The 16,172-nt window shown below is 70.9% G+C and carries 12 protein-coding genes and 1 pseudogene; 5 read left to right on the forward strand and 8 right to left on the reverse strand.

What is annotated here, in order from left to right:
- From ACTWQF_RS27050 to ACTWQF_RS27065, 4 genes and pseudogenes are all read left to right on the forward strand, one after another.
- A pseudogene (locus ACTWQF_RS27050) lies at positions 1-1,763 on the forward strand (ABC transporter); the annotation flags it as partial.
- A 242-nt stretch (positions 1,764-2,005) separates the two neighbouring features.
- Positions 2,006-3,271, forward strand: a complete 1,266-nt coding sequence (locus ACTWQF_RS27055; RefSeq protein WP_443282306.1) for an FAD-dependent oxidoreductase — start codon at positions 2,006-2,008, stop codon at positions 3,269-3,271.
- Between the two features lie 93 nt (positions 3,272-3,364).
- The gene (locus ACTWQF_RS27060) at positions 3,365-4,042 is read left to right on the forward strand and encodes a response regulator transcription factor (protein ID WP_443282307.1); all 678 of its coding nucleotides are present in this window, start codon (positions 3,365-3,367) and stop codon (positions 4,040-4,042) included.
- Between the two features lie 70 nt (positions 4,043-4,112).
- Positions 4,113-5,294: an MsnO8 family LLM class oxidoreductase gene (locus tag ACTWQF_RS27065; protein ID WP_443282308.1), complete on the forward strand. Its 1,182-nt coding sequence runs from the start codon at positions 4,113-4,115 to the stop codon at positions 5,292-5,294.
- Between the two features lie 30 nt (positions 5,295-5,324).
- On the opposite strand, the gene ACTWQF_RS27070 is transcribed toward ACTWQF_RS27065, so the two are convergent.
- From ACTWQF_RS27070 to xylB, 6 genes are all read right to left on the reverse strand, one after another.
- The gene (locus ACTWQF_RS27070; protein ID WP_443282309.1) at positions 5,325-6,785 is read right to left on the reverse strand and encodes an acyl-CoA synthetase; all 1,461 of its coding nucleotides are present in this window, start codon (positions 6,783-6,785) and stop codon (positions 5,325-5,327) included.
- A gap of 97 nt (positions 6,786-6,882) precedes the next feature.
- Positions 6,883-7,653, reverse strand: a complete 771-nt coding sequence (locus ACTWQF_RS27075) for a bestrophin-like domain (protein ID WP_443282310.1) — start codon at positions 7,651-7,653, stop codon at positions 6,883-6,885.
- Between the two features lie 115 nt (positions 7,654-7,768).
- Positions 7,769-7,891, reverse strand: coding sequence for a hypothetical protein (locus ACTWQF_RS27080; protein ID WP_443282311.1), 123 nt, complete (start codon positions 7,889-7,891; stop codon positions 7,769-7,771).
- Between the two features lie 1,201 nt (positions 7,892-9,092).
- The gene (locus ACTWQF_RS27085; RefSeq protein ID WP_443282312.1) at positions 9,093-9,749 is read right to left on the reverse strand and encodes an N-acetylmuramoyl-L-alanine amidase; all 657 of its coding nucleotides are present in this window, start codon (positions 9,747-9,749) and stop codon (positions 9,093-9,095) included.
- A 168-nt stretch (positions 9,750-9,917) separates the two neighbouring features.
- Entirely contained in the window at positions 9,918-11,177 is a 1,260-nt protein-coding gene (locus ACTWQF_RS27090) for an ROK family protein (protein ID WP_443282313.1), read from the reverse strand.
- Between the two features lie 120 nt (positions 11,178-11,297).
- The gene (xylB, locus tag ACTWQF_RS27095) at positions 11,298-12,746 is read right to left on the reverse strand and encodes a xylulokinase (protein ID WP_443282314.1); all 1,449 of its coding nucleotides are present in this window, start codon (positions 12,744-12,746) and stop codon (positions 11,298-11,300) included.
- A 144-nt stretch (positions 12,747-12,890) separates the two neighbouring features.
- Between xylB and xylA the strand changes: the two genes are divergently transcribed.
- Positions 12,891-14,057: a xylose isomerase gene (gene xylA / locus ACTWQF_RS27100; protein ID WP_443282315.1), complete on the forward strand. Its 1,167-nt coding sequence runs from the start codon at positions 12,891-12,893 to the stop codon at positions 14,055-14,057.
- 28 nt (positions 14,058-14,085) lie between these two features.
- On the opposite strand, the gene ACTWQF_RS27105 is transcribed toward xylA, so the two are convergent.
- Both ACTWQF_RS27105 and ACTWQF_RS27110 read right to left on the reverse strand, forming a co-directional pair.
- Positions 14,086-15,126 carry a sigma-70 family RNA polymerase sigma factor gene (locus ACTWQF_RS27105; protein WP_443282316.1) on the reverse strand — a complete coding sequence of 347 codons (1,041 nt, stop codon included), beginning with the start codon at positions 15,124-15,126 and terminating at the stop codon, positions 14,086-14,088.
- 135 nt (positions 15,127-15,261) lie between these two features.
- The gene (locus ACTWQF_RS27110; RefSeq protein ID WP_443282415.1) at positions 15,262-16,071 is read right to left on the reverse strand and encodes an amino acid ABC transporter ATP-binding protein; all 810 of its coding nucleotides are present in this window, start codon (positions 16,069-16,071) and stop codon (positions 15,262-15,264) included.
- Positions 16,072-16,172: the final 101 nt, after the last annotated feature.

The raw sequence follows: 16,172 nt of genomic DNA on the forward strand, positions 1-16,172 counted from the left end.
GGGGTGGGGAGGGGGAGGGGGGTGGGGCCCCCGAGGCAGCACAGCAGCAGCCCGACGAAGGGATCCAGCAGAGCGTCGCCGCAGCCCTCTGCCACGACCTCGTCTCCCGCATCGACGTACTCGTCGAGCTGGGCCTTGGCTATCTGAGCACCGACAGGCCCACTCCTACGCTCTCGGCGGGGGAGTTGCAGCGGCTGCGGCTGGCCACCCAGTTGCGGTCGGGCCTGTTCGGGGTCGTGTACGTGCTGGACGAGCCGTCAGCCGGGCTGCACCCCGCGGACACCGAGGCACTGCTGACGGTTCTGGACAGGCTCAAGGAAGCGGGAAATTCGCTGTTCATCGTCGAGCACGAGATGGCGGTGGTCAGGCGGGCGGACTGGATCGTGGACGTCGGCCCCAGGGCGGGCGAGCACGGGGGCGAGGTGCTCTACAGCGGTCCCGTCCCCGGGCTGGCGGGCACGGCGCGTTCGGCCACACGCGCTTACCTCTTCCCGGCGGAAACCGACGCACGCACAGCACCCACCGCTTTTCCAGAGCCCGCGGTGCCCGGCAGACCTGGCACGCCGGGCACCCCCGGCACACCCGCCGCGTCCGGGACGCCCGCGGGAGCCCCCGTCAGCCCCGAACCGTCCACCGTCGCCACCTCAGGACGCGGAGCGGAGGGGCAGGGGCGGGTTGTGCGGCGGCGGCCTGAGCGGTGGTTGTCGCTGTCCGGGGTGACGCAGCACAACCTGCGGGGGCTGGATGTGGACTTTCCGCTGGGCCTCTTCACGGCTGTCACGGGCGTGTCCGGCTCGGGTAAGTCCACGCTGGTCAGCCAGGTCCTCGCCGATCTCGTCGCCGACCACACCGGTACCGGGGGAGCCGCCGCGGCAGCTGGGAGCGGTGCAGGCCAAGGGGCGGAGGACGAGGAGCCGGAGGAGGCGGTCGCGCAGGACCGCGGCGTCGGCGTCGCGGCGGCCGAGGGGCTGGAGCCGGTGGACCGGCTGGTGCGGGTCGACCAGAAACCCATCGGGCGCACTCCGCGCTCCAACCTGGCGACCTACACGGGCCTCTTCGACGCCGTACGGAAGGTCTTCGCGGCCACCGACGAGGCCAAAGTGCGGGGTTACGGCGCGGGACGGTTCTCCTTCAACGTCGCCGAGGGCCGCTGTCCGACGTGCCAGGGCGAGGGGTACATCGCTGTCGAGCTCCTCTTTTTGCCTGGTACGTATGCGCCCTGTACGGACTGCCATGGGGCGCGCTACAACTCCGAGACCCTGGAGATCACCTACCGGGGCGCGACCATTGCCGATGTCCTGGGCATGACGGTCGACGGTGCCGCCTCCTTCCTTTCGGACGTCCCGGCGGCCCGGCGTGGACTGGACGCCCTGCAGCGAGTGGGCCTCGGGTATCTGCGGCTGGGGCAGCCCGCGACGGAGCTCTCCGGGGGAGAGGCGCAGCGGATCAAGCTCGCCAGCGAACTCCAGCGCAGCCGCCGTGGACACACCCTTTACCTTCTGGACGAGCCCACCACCGGGCTGCACCCAGCCGATACGGATGTACTGCTGCGGCAGTTGCACGGACTGGTCCTGGCCGGACACACCGTCATCGCCGTCGAACACGATCTGGCGGTGGTCTCCGGCGCCGACTGGGTCATCGACCTCGGTCCCGGAGGCGGGGACCGGGGCGGCCGGATCGTCGCTGCCGGAACGCCGGAGGAGGTGGCAGGCTCTCTTACGAGCGTCACTGCCGCCTATCTCGCGGCCGCCCTGAACGGGTGACCGCAGCGCCCTCAGTTGCCCGATGGGAAGGCGTGGCTCGCCGTGCGACCCCACCCCTGCGCCACCCGTCTCCTGCGGCCCCCCGCGTCTCCCCGCGGCTCAACCGTCTCGACCCGCCGCCGGGCCCGGGGCGGCTCCGGTCGCACATCCGGGAGCTTTCGTAGGCAACCAGCGGCCCCTGCAGGTGGTCCGTACGGGAGGGCAGCACTGATGAACGGATCGCGTACTAACCAGGAGGCACCATGAGGCACGCGCTCATCATCGGCGGCGGCATCGCCGGAACCATGACGGCGATCTCGCTGCAGAAGGCCGGGATCAGTTCGACCGTCTATGAGGCGTACCCGGCCGGTGCCGATGATGCGGGTGCCTTCCTCGTGCTCTTTCACAACGGTCTTGAGGCGCTGCGTACCGTTGACGCCCACCAAGCCGTACTGGACGTGTCCTTTCCGGCCGAGCGTGTCGAAATGCTCGCGCACACCGGCGACAGCCTGGGCGTACGGCCGGTTGCCGGTGGCGGAAACAGCGGTGGTGGAAGCAGCGGTACTGGCAACGGCCGTAACAGTGACGGCCGCAGCTTCCTCGGTCCGCGTACGCTTCGGCGCGCGACCCTCTATCGTGCGCTGCACGACCAGGCGGCGCGCCGGGGCGTCACCATCGAGCACGGCAAGCGTCTTGTGGCTGCCGACACCGCGCCCGACGGCCGGGTGACCGCCCGTTTCGCCGACGGCACCCACGCCGAAGGCGATGTGCTCGTCGGAGCCGACGGCCTGCACTCCGTGACCCGTACCCTCATCGATCCCGACGCGCCCGCGCCTCGCCATACCGGCCAGATCACGGTGTGCGGTTACGCCCCCAGCGTTCCTCCCGAAGCCGCACCGGCACCCGGCACCTACCGGATGATCCGCGGCAGGCGGGCCCTCCTCGGCTGCACCATGGCGCCCGACGGTGAGGTCTGGTGGTTCGCCAACACCCCTGGTCAGCAGCTCAGCCGGGAGGAACTGGCAACCGGGACACCGGAGGGGACGGCTCGGTGGCGGGATCACGTGGTCTCCGTGCTCTCCGAGGACGCCTCACCGGCCGCCGACATCGTCCGGGCGAGCGGTGGAATCGTCGCCACGAACGCCTACGACGTTGCCCGTATCCCTGTTTGGCACCGCGGTTCCATGGTGCTGCTCGGCGACGCGGCGCACGCAGCGGCGCCCAACGCCGCGCAGGGCGCCTCCATGGCGATCGAGGACAGCGTCGTGCTTGCCAAGTGCCTGCGTGACCTCCCCAGCGCCGGGGAGGCGTTCGCCCGCTTCGAGGCGCTGCGCCGGGACCGGGTGGAGGCCGTTGTCGAACGCAGCGCCCAGCTGAACGACCAGGTCCTCCCACGTCCCGCCGGAACCCCCGCCCGTCCTCGGCAGGACGACTCTCGGCAGGACGACGCTTCCGGCAGCGACTGGCTGCTGGCATACCGCATCGACTGGGACACCCCTGTCGGTGACGATGCGAGCGCCAACGCCTGAGCGCTCCTTGCCCGTTACCCCACCTTCCCGGGGAAGCGAAGGCGGAACGAGGGCAGGGTGAGGCGTGTGCGGGCGGCTGGCTACCGTATGTGCATGACCATCCGCGTGCTCCTTGTCGACGACGACGCCCTCGTGCGGGCCGGGCTCCGGCTGATGTTGGAAGGCATCCCGGACATCGAGATCGTGGGCGAGGCCGCGGACGGCAGCCAGGTGCTTCCGCAGGTCACGGAGCACCGTCCGCACGTCGTTCTGATGGACATCCGGATGCCGACCGTGGACGGGCTCGCCGCCACCGAGACGCTGCGGGCGCGCGAAGAGGCGCCCGAGATTGTCGTCCTCACCACCTTCCACGCGGACGCGCATGTACTGCGGGCCCTGCGCGCCGGAGCCGCCGGGTTCCTGCTCAAGGACACCCCTCCCGCCGACATCCTGGCCGCCATCCGCAAGGTGGCCTCCGGGGAGCCGGTGCTGTCGCCGGCTGTCACCCGCCAGCTCATCCAGCACATAACCCCCGCCGGTCACGACAGCCGCAGGGCACGCGCCAGGAAGGCACTCGCGGCACTCGGCGAACGGGAAAGCGAGGTCGCGCTGGGCGTAGGCCGCGGGCTGGCGAACGCAGAGATCGCGGCGTCGCTCTATATGAGCGTGCCGACGGTCAAGACACACGTCTCCCGCATCCTGACCAAACTGGACCTCAACAACCGCGTCCAGATCGCCCTCCTGGTCCATGACGCCGGCCTGCTGGAAGAGGCCGGAGCCGACGAGGAGTAGCCGCAGCCAGGAGCAGCGGCAGCAACGGCAGCCCCTCTTTGAACAGCGGGAAGCAGCCCCTGGGGAATCCATGGCGCTCGCAGGCGTTGCAACAGATGTGACTTCATCGCGTCGGTTTCCGGTACCCCTCTCCATACTCGACCGCTCCCTCACCCGGGAGGGCGAGCACCCTGGTCAGGCGCTCCGCGAGACGGTGCGATTCGCACAGCAGGCGGAGGAGTTGGGGTTCCTGCGCTTCTGGGTCTCCGAGCACCATGCCGTCCCCGGGATCGCCGGCTCCGCGCCGACCGTGCTCGCCGCAGCGGTGGCCTCCGCCACGTCCCGGATCCGTGTCGGTACGGGAGGAGTGATGCTCCCCAACCATCAGCCGCTGGTGGTCGCCGAACAGTTCGGGGTGCTGGAGTCGCTGTTTCCCGGCCGTATCGACATGGGGCTAGGTCGCTCTGTCGGCTTCACCGACGGCATCCGCAAGGCACTGCGGGTCGGCAAGGACGCCGCAGACGGCTTCAGCGCACAGCTCTCCGAGCTGCTCGGCTACTTCGACGGCACGGGCCCCGTGCACGCCCGGCCCGCCGAGGGGCTGCGTGTACCGGCGTTCGTGCTGGCAGTGGGCTCGGGCGCGGCAGTGGCGGCCGAGCACGGGTTGCCCTTGGTGATCGGAGCCTCCCGCGACGAGCGCCGGACCCTGGAGGCGGTGGAGATGTACCGGGCAGCCTTCCGGCCACGCACGGACGGCCCTGCGTCGCACGGCATCACATCGCAAGGGATTGCAATGCCCGGCACCACATCGCACGGCCCTGCGATGCACGGCACCGCTTCGTACGGCACTGCATCGCACGACACTGCCTCGTACGGCACCGCACATGCCGCGCCGTACGTGGTCGTCGCCGTGAACGCCGCTGCTGCCGACACCCGTGAGGAAGCGGAACTGCTGCAGCTTCCGGAGGCGTGGGCCACGGCGCTCTCCCGCACTCGCGGTACTTTCACCCCGCTCGTTGCGCCCGAAGAGGTGCAGGGCCGCGCGATGGGCGCGAAGGAGCGTGCCGCGTTCGACGAGGCTCGTGCGTCGCAGCTGCGCGGGACCGCGGCAGAGGTGACCGACGCGCTGGCCGGGCTGGTGGAGCGTACGGGCGCCGACGAGGTCCTGTTGACGCTCAACACGTATGACCCCGACGACCGGCTCCGCTCCTACCGCCGTCTGGCCGAAGCCGCCGGACTGGTGGGCATGCCCGAGCCCTCGACCGTGAGCTGACCTGGCCAGTCCGGGTTCGGCCGGTCGGCGTCATCCTTGCTGACCGGGGAGCTCCCGCTTCAGCACCTTGCCCATGTCGTTGCGAGGCAGGGCCTGCAGGAAACGCACCTCGCGGGGGCGCTTGTGCGGTGCGAGCTGGTCGGCGACCAGATCGGACAGCTCGCCGGCGAGCGGCGGTTGCTGCGGCGAGACGGGGACGATCCAGGCGACGACGCGCTCGCCGAGGTCGTCGTCGGGCTCGCCCGTGACGGCCGCCTCGGCGACGGCCGGGTGGCTGAGGAGCACGTTTTCGATCTCGCCCGCGCCGATCTTGTAGCCGCCGCTCTTGATCAGATCGGTGGCCTTGCGGCCGACGAGGCGTACGGATCCGTCCGGGTCCTGGGTCGCCATGTCACCCGTGCGGAACCAGCCGCCGTCGAAGGCTTCGGCTGTCGCGTCAGGGCGGTTGAGGTATTCGGTGAACAGGTTCGGCCCGCGTACCTGTAGCTCGCCCACCGTCTCGGTGTCCTCCGCGGGCAGGCGTTTGCCCGCCTCGTCCACCAGCCGGACGTCCACGTCGCGCAGCGGTACACCGACAGTGCCCGGACGGGACGTTCCGCCAGGCCGCACGCTGGTGTTCATCAGCGTCTCGGTCATCCCGTAGCGCTCGATCACCCGCTGACCGGTCGCCGCCGTCAGCCGGTCGTGGTCGTGCAGCGGCAGGGCGGCCGAACCGGACACCAGCAGTCGCGCCCCGGCCAGCGCCGACACCAGGTCCGGGTCGCTCGAACAAGCGTCGGCGAGACGGTGATACATCGTCGGCACGCCGAACAGCATCGTTCCGCCGCCGGCCAGCTCCCTGGCCACTCCCTCGGTGCTGAAGCGGCCCAGATGGCGAAGGGTTCCCCCGCGGCGCAGCGGGCCGAGGACACCAAGGATCAGCCCATGCACGTGGAACAGCGGCAGGCCGTGCACCAGTACGTCGTCCGCCGTCCACTGCCACGCTTCTTCCAGCGCGTCCAGACTGCTGGCAATGGCGCGCCGCGAGAGGACCACGCCCTTGGGCGGGCCGGTCGTCCCGGAGGTATAGACGACCAGCGCCGCGGTCTCCGGGTTCGGCTCGGTGGGCAGGACCCAGGTCTGTTCCTCGGCCGTCCCGGCCGAAATCTCGATGTCCGTGCGCAGCAGTGACCCGAGCGGCTCGGGGAGCTCCGCTCCGGGCTCGGCCAGCACTGTGCCGGGCGCGCTGTCGGTGACGATGTGCGTCAGCTCTCTCGCGCCGCTCTTCGGGTTCACCGGGACCACGGGGACCCCCGCCAGCAGCCCGGCGACCACGCCCACCGCCGTCTCCAGGCTGGGCGTCGCCCAGACCGCGACGGGCGCCGACGTCTGGAGCCGGGCAGCAAGATCGCTCGCCACGGCAACCAGCTGTCGGTAGCTGAGGGCTCGGTCGCCGAAGCGCAGCGCCGTGTGGGAGGACGTCGTGTGCAGCGCGGGAAAGAGCAGGGACACCCGGACTCCTTTGTGATCTCTCGCCTCTGGGAACCGCCAGCATCTCACCCGCCTGGTCGCCCGCTTGTTCGAGGAGCCGGACATCCCGGGTAGCCGCTTACCCGGAGGAGTCGGCCGCCTGCGGGAACAGCGTCGCGAACGTCTCCGTCGGCTCGTCGAGACCGCGGGCGAACGGTGCGTCGAAGTGCCAGACGAGGAAAAGCAGGAACGCGATCAGGGCGCTGAAGATGCCGGCCAGTGCCAGCTCCCTGCCCGAGCGCTGGATCTGGAGCGCGAAGAGCATGCCCACGGCGACCACGGCACCCGCGTACAGCCCGATCCACACCACGCCCGGCATCGTCGGCCCGGCGCTCGATCCGCGTTCGGTACGAGCCGAGTCGGCCTCGGCGACCTGGTCGACCACGGCCTGGTACGACTGTGACTGCTGGTTGGTGGTCGGCTTGTAGGAGGCCACATCCTTGCGCAGCCGGTCGAGCATATGGGCGCCCCGGTCGGTGAGCTCGCCGTGCTCGACCATGTGCGACCACTCGGTGGTGACCGCGTACCGCACATAGGCGTTGATGTCCTTCCGCACCCGGTCGCGTTCGTCGGCCGGGTATACGGCCACCCGCTCGCTCACCTCGTGCAGTGCCTGCGCCTCCTGCGACACGGCCTCCTCCGCGGCATTGCGTGCCTCCCAGACACCGGCGATCGCCAGGCCCAGAACAATGGCATAGACCACGCCGATCATCATCGTCATGTACTCGATCACGTCCGGGGTCTCGGAAGGATCCTCCGTGTCGGCGCGCCGGCGTTTGAGGACGACGACGGCGACGACCACCAGACAGGCGGCGGACAGGCTGAGGATCAGCATGAGCCATTCGGACAACAGGTCCTCCACAGAGCGCGAAATGACGGGGCAGAAGCCGTGAGTTGAAGAGGGTGCAGCAGTGGCATTGGGGGATGACCGCACGGAGCCGGGGCAGGACCGGAGGAGGGTGACTTCAGCCGCTGTTCGCACCGGAGGTGCCACCGGCCGCCGCTGCCCTGGAACTGTTGGTACGGGGGCGTAGCGCGGCGGCCGCGAGCACGGCCGGAGCGACGATCAGGAGCGTGCGGGTGACCATGGACAGGCTGCCGTCGGGCCGTTGGCGGTCGGGAGCCGGCTGTCGCGGAACTGCCAACGCGCTGCGAGAGGGCGAGGGTTCCGCAGAGGAGCGGGAGAGCTTGGGCGAAGGGCGCTCCGGCCGCTGAGCGCCGCCGACCGGGTGCCGGGCGGGCTTCGGTTCCGCGGGTGCAGAAGTCGTGAGCGGCTTCGAGGCCGGAGCCTTCGGCGGTGTGCCGGAGGGGGAAGGCGAGGGCGGAGTGGGCGCGGGAGAGCTCGGCCTCGGGGGCCGTGGCGGCGTCGGTGAGGGTGTGGGGCGGGGCGGGCGCGGGGGACACGGACGGTGCCCCGCCGTGAGGTGCAGATCGACGCCGTCCCCGGTTTGCACGGTCAGAGAAGCCCCAGGACAGCCGTCGGCCTGTCCGGCTGACGCATTCAGATGAGTGCCGCCCGCGCTCACGGAGAGGCGGGCGTCGGCGTCGGAACCGGGGCGCTGAGCAACAGTCAGCGGGTACGCAACAGGGGCGGGATTGCGGTGCGGTGTCGCGGGCGCCGGGGCCACGGGGGCGGTTGCCGATGACGCCTTCGTTGCCTGAGCCGCGTTGGTGTGGGCTGTGTCTGCGCCCGGCTGCGCGTCAGCGGCAGGCAGGGTTGCTGCTGCGAGCACGGCTGATGGGCTCCGGTCCGTCGGCTGCGCGGCATCCGCGGAGGCGGTCACGACAGCCGTCCCGGCCGCTGTGCCGAGCACCGCGCACGTGAGTGCCACCGCTGTCAGCGTCTGCCGTCTGCTCCGGGTGTTGTTCCACTTGTTGTCCCGCCCGCTGTTCCGTCGTCCCACGTCCTGAGGATGGAAGGGAGCCTGTGACGGGCAGAAGGCTTCCGGTCGGAAGTCACACGATGGGTTGAAGTGCTTGCGTGTCCGGTCGACCCACACCCGAACGGCCGTATGGAAAGCGGCTGTTGAATCGCCGCGCGGTTCCCGTTCGGGGGGCGCCTGCTACCGCTCCGAGCTTCGGCGTCACGGACCGTCGGGTCGCTGGTCTGCGGGGCGCCGCTGACCATCGGGAGGGGGATCTTCGGGCGCCAGGATGCTCGGGCGATGGAGTTTCAGGGTCGGTTGCCTTGGTGGACCACGCGGACCCGGTCGGCCGGTCTTCCGGGCCCGCGAGCGGCCACCTGCTGGGGCTGTGCCGCGATCGTCTTCTGCGGCGTGATCGGACCCTCTACTGGGCTTTGATGAGCTCCATGTAGTGCGCCCAGTCCCAGTGCGCGCCGGGGTCGGTGTGGTCGGTGCCGGGTACCTCGTTGTGGCCGATGATGTGCTCACGGTCCAGCGGGATGGCGTTCCGACGGCAGATGTCCGCCGTCAGTGCGGCGGACGCCTCGTACATCGCCTCTGTGAACCACTTGTCCGGTTCGTCGATCCAGCCCTCGTGCTCGATGCCGACGCTGCGGGTGTTGTAGTCCCAGTTGCCCGCGTGCCAGGCCACGTTCTTCTCCCGCACCATCTGGGCGACATGGCCGTCCGCTGAACGCACTACGTAGTGCGAGGAAACTGCCTTGTCCGGATTCTGGAAGATGGCCAGCGTGTCGTCGTAGTACTCCTGGGTGACGTGGATGATCACGAGCTCGACAGGGTACTCGGCCGGCCGGTTCGCGGTCGTGTAGTTGGAGCTGGATGCGGGGACCCACTCAGCCTTGGGGTAGTCGACGGCGAGCGGGCCTCTGGAGCGGGCCACCGCGGCTCCGCCCGAGAGGAGTGAGGCGCCGGCCAGTCCTGCGGCGAGGGTGAAGCCCGCACCGCCGCGCAGCAGCGCGCGGCGTGCGGGGAGGTTCGGGCGTGACTGTCCGGATGCGTGGTACTGGCGTGCTGAGTCCATCGTGTCTCCCAGTGGGGGGAAGAGGTGGAGGGGAATGGGGGCACGTACAGCGCGAGTTGACGCGCGTTGATGATGGCAGCCGCCTGGGGGACTGCCAAGAGTCGTCGAAGTGTGCCATTGGACCGACCTGTGGCCGCTCCAGGGACAGTGTTCCGACTGTCCAGACAGTTATCCCCCGATTCCGGCCCGGTACGACAGCGGGTCGTCCAGTACCCCGCGCACGGCGGCATGGGCGGCACCCAGCAGCGGCCCGTCCGTACCCAGCCCCGAGACGAGCAACTCAGGCAGGGCGCCAGGTGCCGCCGTACGCCCCATCAGTTCCCTCTCCAGCGACGGCCGCAGCCACGGTGCGAACCGGGCCAGGACGCCACCCAGCACCAGGGCGCTGGGGTCCAGCAGGTTGACCGCCCCTGCCAGGGCCAGTCCCAGCGCCGTCCCGGCCTCTTCGAGCGCTCGCAGCGCCCGCTCGTTCCCGGATGCAGCGCGGTCCCGGAGCGCGGCCAGGGCGGCGTCCCTGGGGCCGTCGGCGGCGATACCCGCAGCGTGCAGCAGTGCCGGCTCGCCCGCGTACTGCTCCAGGCAGCCCTGGCCCCCGCAGGCGCAGCGCGGCCCGTCCGGTCGGACGGGCACATGGCCGATCTCCCCCGCGAACCCCCGATTTCCGCGCAGCAGTTCGCCGTCGAGCACAACCGCGGCACCGATGCCGACCTCCGCGGAGACGTGCACGAAGTCGCGGGGGACTCTGCCGCTGTCCAGCCACAGTTCGGCGAGCGCTCCGAGGTTGGCCTCGTTGTCGACGATGAGCGGCAACGGCTTACCCGCTGCCTCCGTTGGCAGCGCCGTTTCAGACCCTGATCGCGTGTTTGTTCCCATCTTCGTGAGTGCTGGAGCGATGTCCGTGTCGTGCCAGCCCAGGTTCGGCGCATGGACAACTGTCGACGTCCCCCGGGCGACCAGCCCGGGCACGGCAACCGCGACAGCGGCCGGGCTCAGCCCCAGCTCGCACGCCTGTGCGGCCACCTCGTCCACCAGCCGCCGCAGCCGGGCGAGCACCACGCCCGGCTCGCTGTTCCTGCCCGCGGACCCGATCTCCCCGCGGGCACGCACCTGACCGCGTACATCGACCGCACAGACGGCGAGATGGTCGACCCCGATTTCAGCGCCCAGCCCGCACGGCCCACGGTCGGTGAGGGCGAGCGCGGTGCCGGGGCGACCGGGACCGCCGTCGGGCGGCGTCGGCCCCTGCTCGGTCAGCAGACCGCTGCCCAGCAGTTCGTCGACGAGCGTCGAGACGGCCGTACGGGTCAGCCCCAGCCGCGCCGCCACGGCCGCACGGGAGGAGGGCCCCTGCTCGGCCACCGCGTACAGCACGCGCGACAGATTGCGCCTGCGTATCTCCCGTTGGGAGCTGAGGGCTTGAGCTGCCATGGGGAGGCTCCTTCTCAGGCGAACAGAGCGCTCGCCGTTGCCTGGGCGCCGCTGCCCGTGGTCGGGGCGACTGCTGCATAGTGATGGCCGACCGGTGCGCTGCCGGCACCGGCTACCCGTTCACGGCCGTCTCCCGAGCAGTGCCCCCGCGTTGTCGAGCGTCTCGGTGAGCCGGGTCAGCGTGGCATCGTCCCGTTCGACCGGTTCGTACGAGGCACCCTCGGTGGTGCCCCAGCGGCGGGCGACCGCGGCCGGGTCCTCGCCCAGCAGCAGCCCCGCGGCCTGCGCGGCGGCTCCCAGCGCCACCAACTCCTGGGCGCCCGGCACCTGTACGGCCCGCCCCGACAGTCGCCGCACCGTCTCACGCCAGGCCGTGCCCTTGGCGCCCCCGCCGATCAGCAACAGTGGCGCGTCCTGTGCCGTACTGCTCTCATCGCTCTCGGCCAGGACGAGGTCGAGTGCGCGCAGCAGCGCGAAGACGGCGCCGTCGTAGGCGGCCTGGAGCACCTGGCCGCCCGTAGTGGCGTGCTGGAGTCCGCTCAGCAGCCCGGTGGCGTACGGGAGGTCGGGGGTGCGCTCGCCGTCGAGGAAGGGCAGGGCCGTGACCCGCCCGCCTGCCTCGACGTCCTCGCGGTCCCGGGAGAGCAGTGCGGCCATCCGGTCCACGGCCAGCGTGCAGTTGAGGGTGCAGGCCAGTGGCAGCCAGCCGGTGCGGGCGTCCGCGAAGCCCGCGACGGTCCCTGTGGGGTCGGCGGGCCGGCGGCCGGAGACGGCGTACACGGTGCCCGAGGTGCCGAGGCTGAGTACCGGCTGCCCCGGCAGCAGTCCCAGACCGAGCGCTGCGGCCATGTTGTCCCCGGTGCCGGTCGCTACCAGAGTGCCCGCGGTGAGGAACCCGTCCTCCGTTTGCCGGACCGTGCCCGCTGCCTCCCCGGTGCCCCGTACGGGTGGCAGGAGCGCGGGGTCCAGTTCGGCGAGCCGCAGGATCTCTTCGTCGTAGGACTCGGTCGCCGAGGCCCACCATCCGGTGCCCGAGGCGTCACCGCGGTCGGTGCTCGGCTGTCCGGTCAGCCGCTCGGTCAGGAAGTCGTGCGGCAGCCGCACGGCTGCGGCCGAACGTGCGGCCTCCGGTTCGTTCCCCCTCAGCCAGGCCCACTTGGTGACGGTGAAGGCCGGCGCAGGCACGCTGCCGACGCGCTCGGCCCACGCCTTGGGGCCGCCGAGACCGGCCACCAGGCGGTCGCGCTGGGGGGCCGACCGTACGTCGTTCCACAGCAGCGCCGGGCGCACCGGGCGGCCCGCGGCGTCCAGCGTCACCAGGCCGTGTTGCTGGCCCGCGACGGAGACGGCCGCGGCCTCGCTCGCGGCGCGTCCGCACTGTCCCACCGCGGCGCGGAGCGCCTGCCACCACTCCTCGGGGTCCGTCTCGCGCCGGTCGCCCGGGGAGACGGTGTGCGGGGCCTGGCCCCGGGCGACCACCTGGCCGGTCGCGGCGTCCACCACGAGGGCCTTGGTGGACTGGGTCGAGCTGTCGACCCCGATGACGAACGGGCCTTCCGGTTCGGTCATGGCCTGCCGCTCCCTTCCCTGGCTGCCGATGCTGTGCGCATACTAATTTGTAAACAGCCATGACGAATAGCCTCGCGTCGCGATGCCCGCGTGTTCGCACGAGGGCGACGGTGCGCGGGAGGCGCACGGGAGAGGAACGGCAGGATGAGCTACGAGCCCGTACCCGCGGACAAGTTCAGCTTCGGCCTGTGGACGGTGGGCTGGCAGGGCCGGGACCCGTTCGGCGATGCCACCAGGGCGCCGCTCGACCCGGTCGAGTCGGTGCACCGCCTCGCCGAACTGGGCGCCTACGGGGTGACGTTCCACGACGACGACCTGATCCCGTTCGGCGTTCCCGAGGCCGAACGGGACGGTCACGTCAAACGGTTCCGCCAGGCGCTCGACGCGACAGGCATGACGGTGCCCATGGCGACGACGAACCTGTTCACCCATCCCGTCTTCAAGGACGGCGCGTTCACGGCCAACGACCGCGACGTGCGGCGCTACGCCCTGCGCAAGACGATGCGCAACATCGACCTGGCCGCCGAACTGGGCGCACACACCTACGTCGCCTGGGGCGGCAGGGAAGGCGCCGAATCCGGCGCCGCCAAGGACATCCGGGCGGCACTCGACCGGATGAAGGAAGCGTTCGACCTGCTGGCCGAGTACGTCACCGAACAGGGCTACGGCCTGCGCTTCGCCCTGGAGCCGAAGCCCAACGAGCCGCGCGGCGACATCCTGCTGCCGACCGTCGGCCACGCACTCGCCTTCATCGAACACCTGGAGCGCTCCGAGCTCTTCGGCGTCAACCCGGAGGTCGGGCATGAGCAGATGGCCGGGCTCAACTACCCGCACGCCATCGCCCAGGCCATGTGGGCGGGCAAGCTCTTCCACCTGGACCTCAACGGCCAGTCCGGCATCAAGTACGACCAGGACCTGCGGTTCGGCGCGGGGGATCTGCGGGCCGCGTTCTGGCTGGTCGACCTGCTGGAGAGCGGCGGCTACGAAGGGCCGCGCCACTTCGACTTCAAGCCGCCGCGCACCGAGGACACCGCAGGAGTGTGGGCCTCGGCGGCAGGCTGCATGCGCAACTACCTCATCCTGCGCGAGCGCGCCGCCGCCTTCCGTGCCGACCCGGCCGTCCAGGAGGCGCTGCGGGCCTCCCGGCTGGACGAGCTCACCCGGCCGACGCTCGACCGGGACGAGACGCCCAGCGCCCTGCTGGCCGACCGTACGGCCTACGAGGACTTCGACGTCGAGTCGGCGGCCGAGCGGGGGATGGCCTTCGAGCATCTCGACCAGCTGGCCATGGACCACCTGCTGGGCGTCTGAGCCGGCCCGCCCGGCGCCGGGCGGTGGCTCAGCGCCGAGCGGCGGCCTCCTCCGCGCTCACCTGGGCCGGCAGACCGAACGTCGCGAACAGGTCGTCCCCGAAGAACGCACCCACGTGGGCGACCTGTCCGTCCAGCAGCGTCAGCACCTGCAGATGGAACGGCCGGTAGACGCCGTCCTCCCGTCGGCTGTAGAGACCGAAGGCGGGCTGGCCGTTGGCCCAGGTCGGCAGCATGAGACCCTCGTCGCGGCCGATGGGGCACTGGGCCCCGATGAGCCGCACGATGTTCTCCCGGCCGCGGAACCACTGCGGGAAAGGAGGCATCTCCCAGACGGCGTCCTCCTTGAACAGGTCCACGATGGCCGTCACATCGGAGCGCTCGAACGCCGCCGCGTACCGGTCCAGCAGCTCCCGCGCCGCCGGATCGGTCGGCTCGGTCAGCTCCTCCTCCACCGGCGCCGCCTGCTCGAGCTGCGCACGGGCCCGTTGCAGGGCACTGTTCACGCTCGCCGTCGTGGTGCCGAGCAGCTCGGCGACCTCAGCCGCCCGCCACTTGAGCACGTCCCGCAGCAGCAGGACGACACGCTGCCGCGTCGGGAGATGCTGCAGGGCGGCCACCAGCGCCAGCCGCATCGACGAGCGGTTCACCACCACGGAGGCCGGGTCCGTAGGGCCGGAGGACCCCGAGAACATCGCGTCCGGGATCGGCTCCAGCCAGGGGACCTCCGGGGCCTCGGTCACCGGGCGCTCAGGGTCGTCGCTGGGCGCGCCGAGACCGGAGGGCATCGGGCGGCGGCCACGCTGCTCGATCGCGGTCAGACATGCGTTCGTGGCGATCCGGTAGAGCCAGGTACGCAGCGAGGATCTGCCCTCGAAGCGGTCGCCGGCCCGCCACGCGCGCAGATACGTGTCCTGCACCAGATCCTCGGCGTCGTGCACCGAGCCCAGCATCCGGTAGCAGTGCGCCAGCAATTCGTTGCGGTAAGGCTTCGCCTGCTCGAGGAGCTCCTCGGCGCTGCCGAGAGGCTGGTCCACGGGAGCGTCCGCCGTGCGGGGGCTGTCTGCCATCGTCCTTGCCTTTCGTCTGCTCCGGTCACCCAACGGCACCGGCGAAACACTCGTCGTCGGTGAGAGTGAATGTAGAGCACGGGTCTGACAGCCTGCTCCCTCCAGCATGGCGGACGGAGCCGTTCCCCGCGGCGGCTACCGAGGCTGCTGCTTGTGCACCTCCTCGTGGTCCCGGCCGGGTCGAAGCGGTGGCGGCTCGCCCTCCAGCACCTCCGCGGCTGCCGGATCGAGTACCCGGGAAAGGAAGGCGCGGGTGCGCGCGTGCTGCGGATCGCCCACGACCTGGTCCGGAGGGCCCTCCTCGACGACGAGCCCGTCATCCATGAAGATCACCCGGTCCGCGACCTCCCGGGCGAAGCTCATCTCGTGGGTGACGACCAGCATCGTCATCCCCTCATCGGCCAGTCCGCGCATCACCGCCAGCACATCGCCGACGAGCTCCGGGTCCAGCGCCGAGGTGGGCTCGTCGAACAGCATCAGATCGGGGCCCATGGACAGTGCGCGGGCGATCGCCACCCGCTGCTGCTGGCCGCCCGAGAGCTGGGCAGGGTAGCTGGCCTCCTTCTCGGTCAGCCCCACGCGGCGCAGATTGCGCCGGGCCACCTCCTCCGCCTCCCCCTTGCCGCGCCCCAGCACGCGCCGCTGCGCGATGGTCAGATTGCCCAGCGCCGTCAGATGGGGGAAGAGGTTGAACGCCTGGAAGACCATGCCGATACGGCGCCGGACCCGGTCGATGTCCACTTCCGGGTCGGTGATCTCGGTGCCGGCGACACGCACCGTGCCGGATGTCGGTTCCTCCAGCAGGTTCACACAGCGCAGCAGCGTCGATTTGCCCGAACCGGACGGACCGATGACACAGACCACCTCTCCGCGCCGCACGGTGATGTCGATACCGCGGAGCACCTCCAGCTCGCCGAAGGACTTGCGCAGCCCCACGACCTCGATGGCCGCCGTGCCGTCCCCGGTCGTTCCGTTCGTTTCCTTCGTTCCGGCTGTTCTGTTCGTTCTGTCCGTTCCGGCTGTCTCGTTCGTGCCGGCCGTCTCGC

Origin of the sequence: Streptomyces sp. 8N114 (assembly GCF_052245835.1) — a bacterium.
Classification (GTDB): Bacteria; Actinomycetota; Actinomycetes; order Streptomycetales; family Streptomycetaceae; genus Streptomyces.

Excerpts from the sequence above, each read along its gene's own strand:
- ACTWQF_RS27055 (WP_443282306.1), top strand. The coding sequence starts at position 2,006 with ATGAGGCACGCGCTCATCATCGGCGGCGGCATCGCCGGAACCATGACG.
- xylB (WP_443282314.1), bottom strand. The coding sequence starts at position 12,746 with ATGACCGAACCGGAAGGCCCGTTCGTCATCGGGGTCGACAGCTCGACC.
- ACTWQF_RS27080 (WP_443282311.1), bottom strand. The coding sequence starts at position 7,891 with ATGGTCACCCGCACGCTCCTGATCGTCGCTCCGGCCGTGCTCGCGGCC.
- ACTWQF_RS27085 (WP_443282312.1), bottom strand. The coding sequence starts at position 9,749 with ATGGACTCAGCACGCCAGTACCACGCATCCGGACAGTCACGCCCGAAC.
- ACTWQF_RS27105 (WP_443282316.1), bottom strand. The coding sequence starts at position 15,126 with ATGGCAGACAGCCCCCGCACGGCGGACGCTCCCGTGGACCAGCCTCTC.
- ACTWQF_RS27060 (WP_443282307.1), top strand. The coding sequence starts at position 3,365 with ATGACCATCCGCGTGCTCCTTGTCGACGACGACGCCCTCGTGCGGGCC.
- ACTWQF_RS27065 (WP_443282308.1), top strand. The coding sequence starts at position 4,113 with ATGGCGCTCGCAGGCGTTGCAACAGATGTGACTTCATCGCGTCGGTTT.
- ACTWQF_RS27090 (WP_443282313.1), bottom strand. The coding sequence starts at position 11,177 with ATGGCAGCTCAAGCCCTCAGCTCCCAACGGGAGATACGCAGGCGCAAT.
- xylA (WP_443282315.1), top strand. The coding sequence starts at position 12,891 with ATGAGCTACGAGCCCGTACCCGCGGACAAGTTCAGCTTCGGCCTGTGG.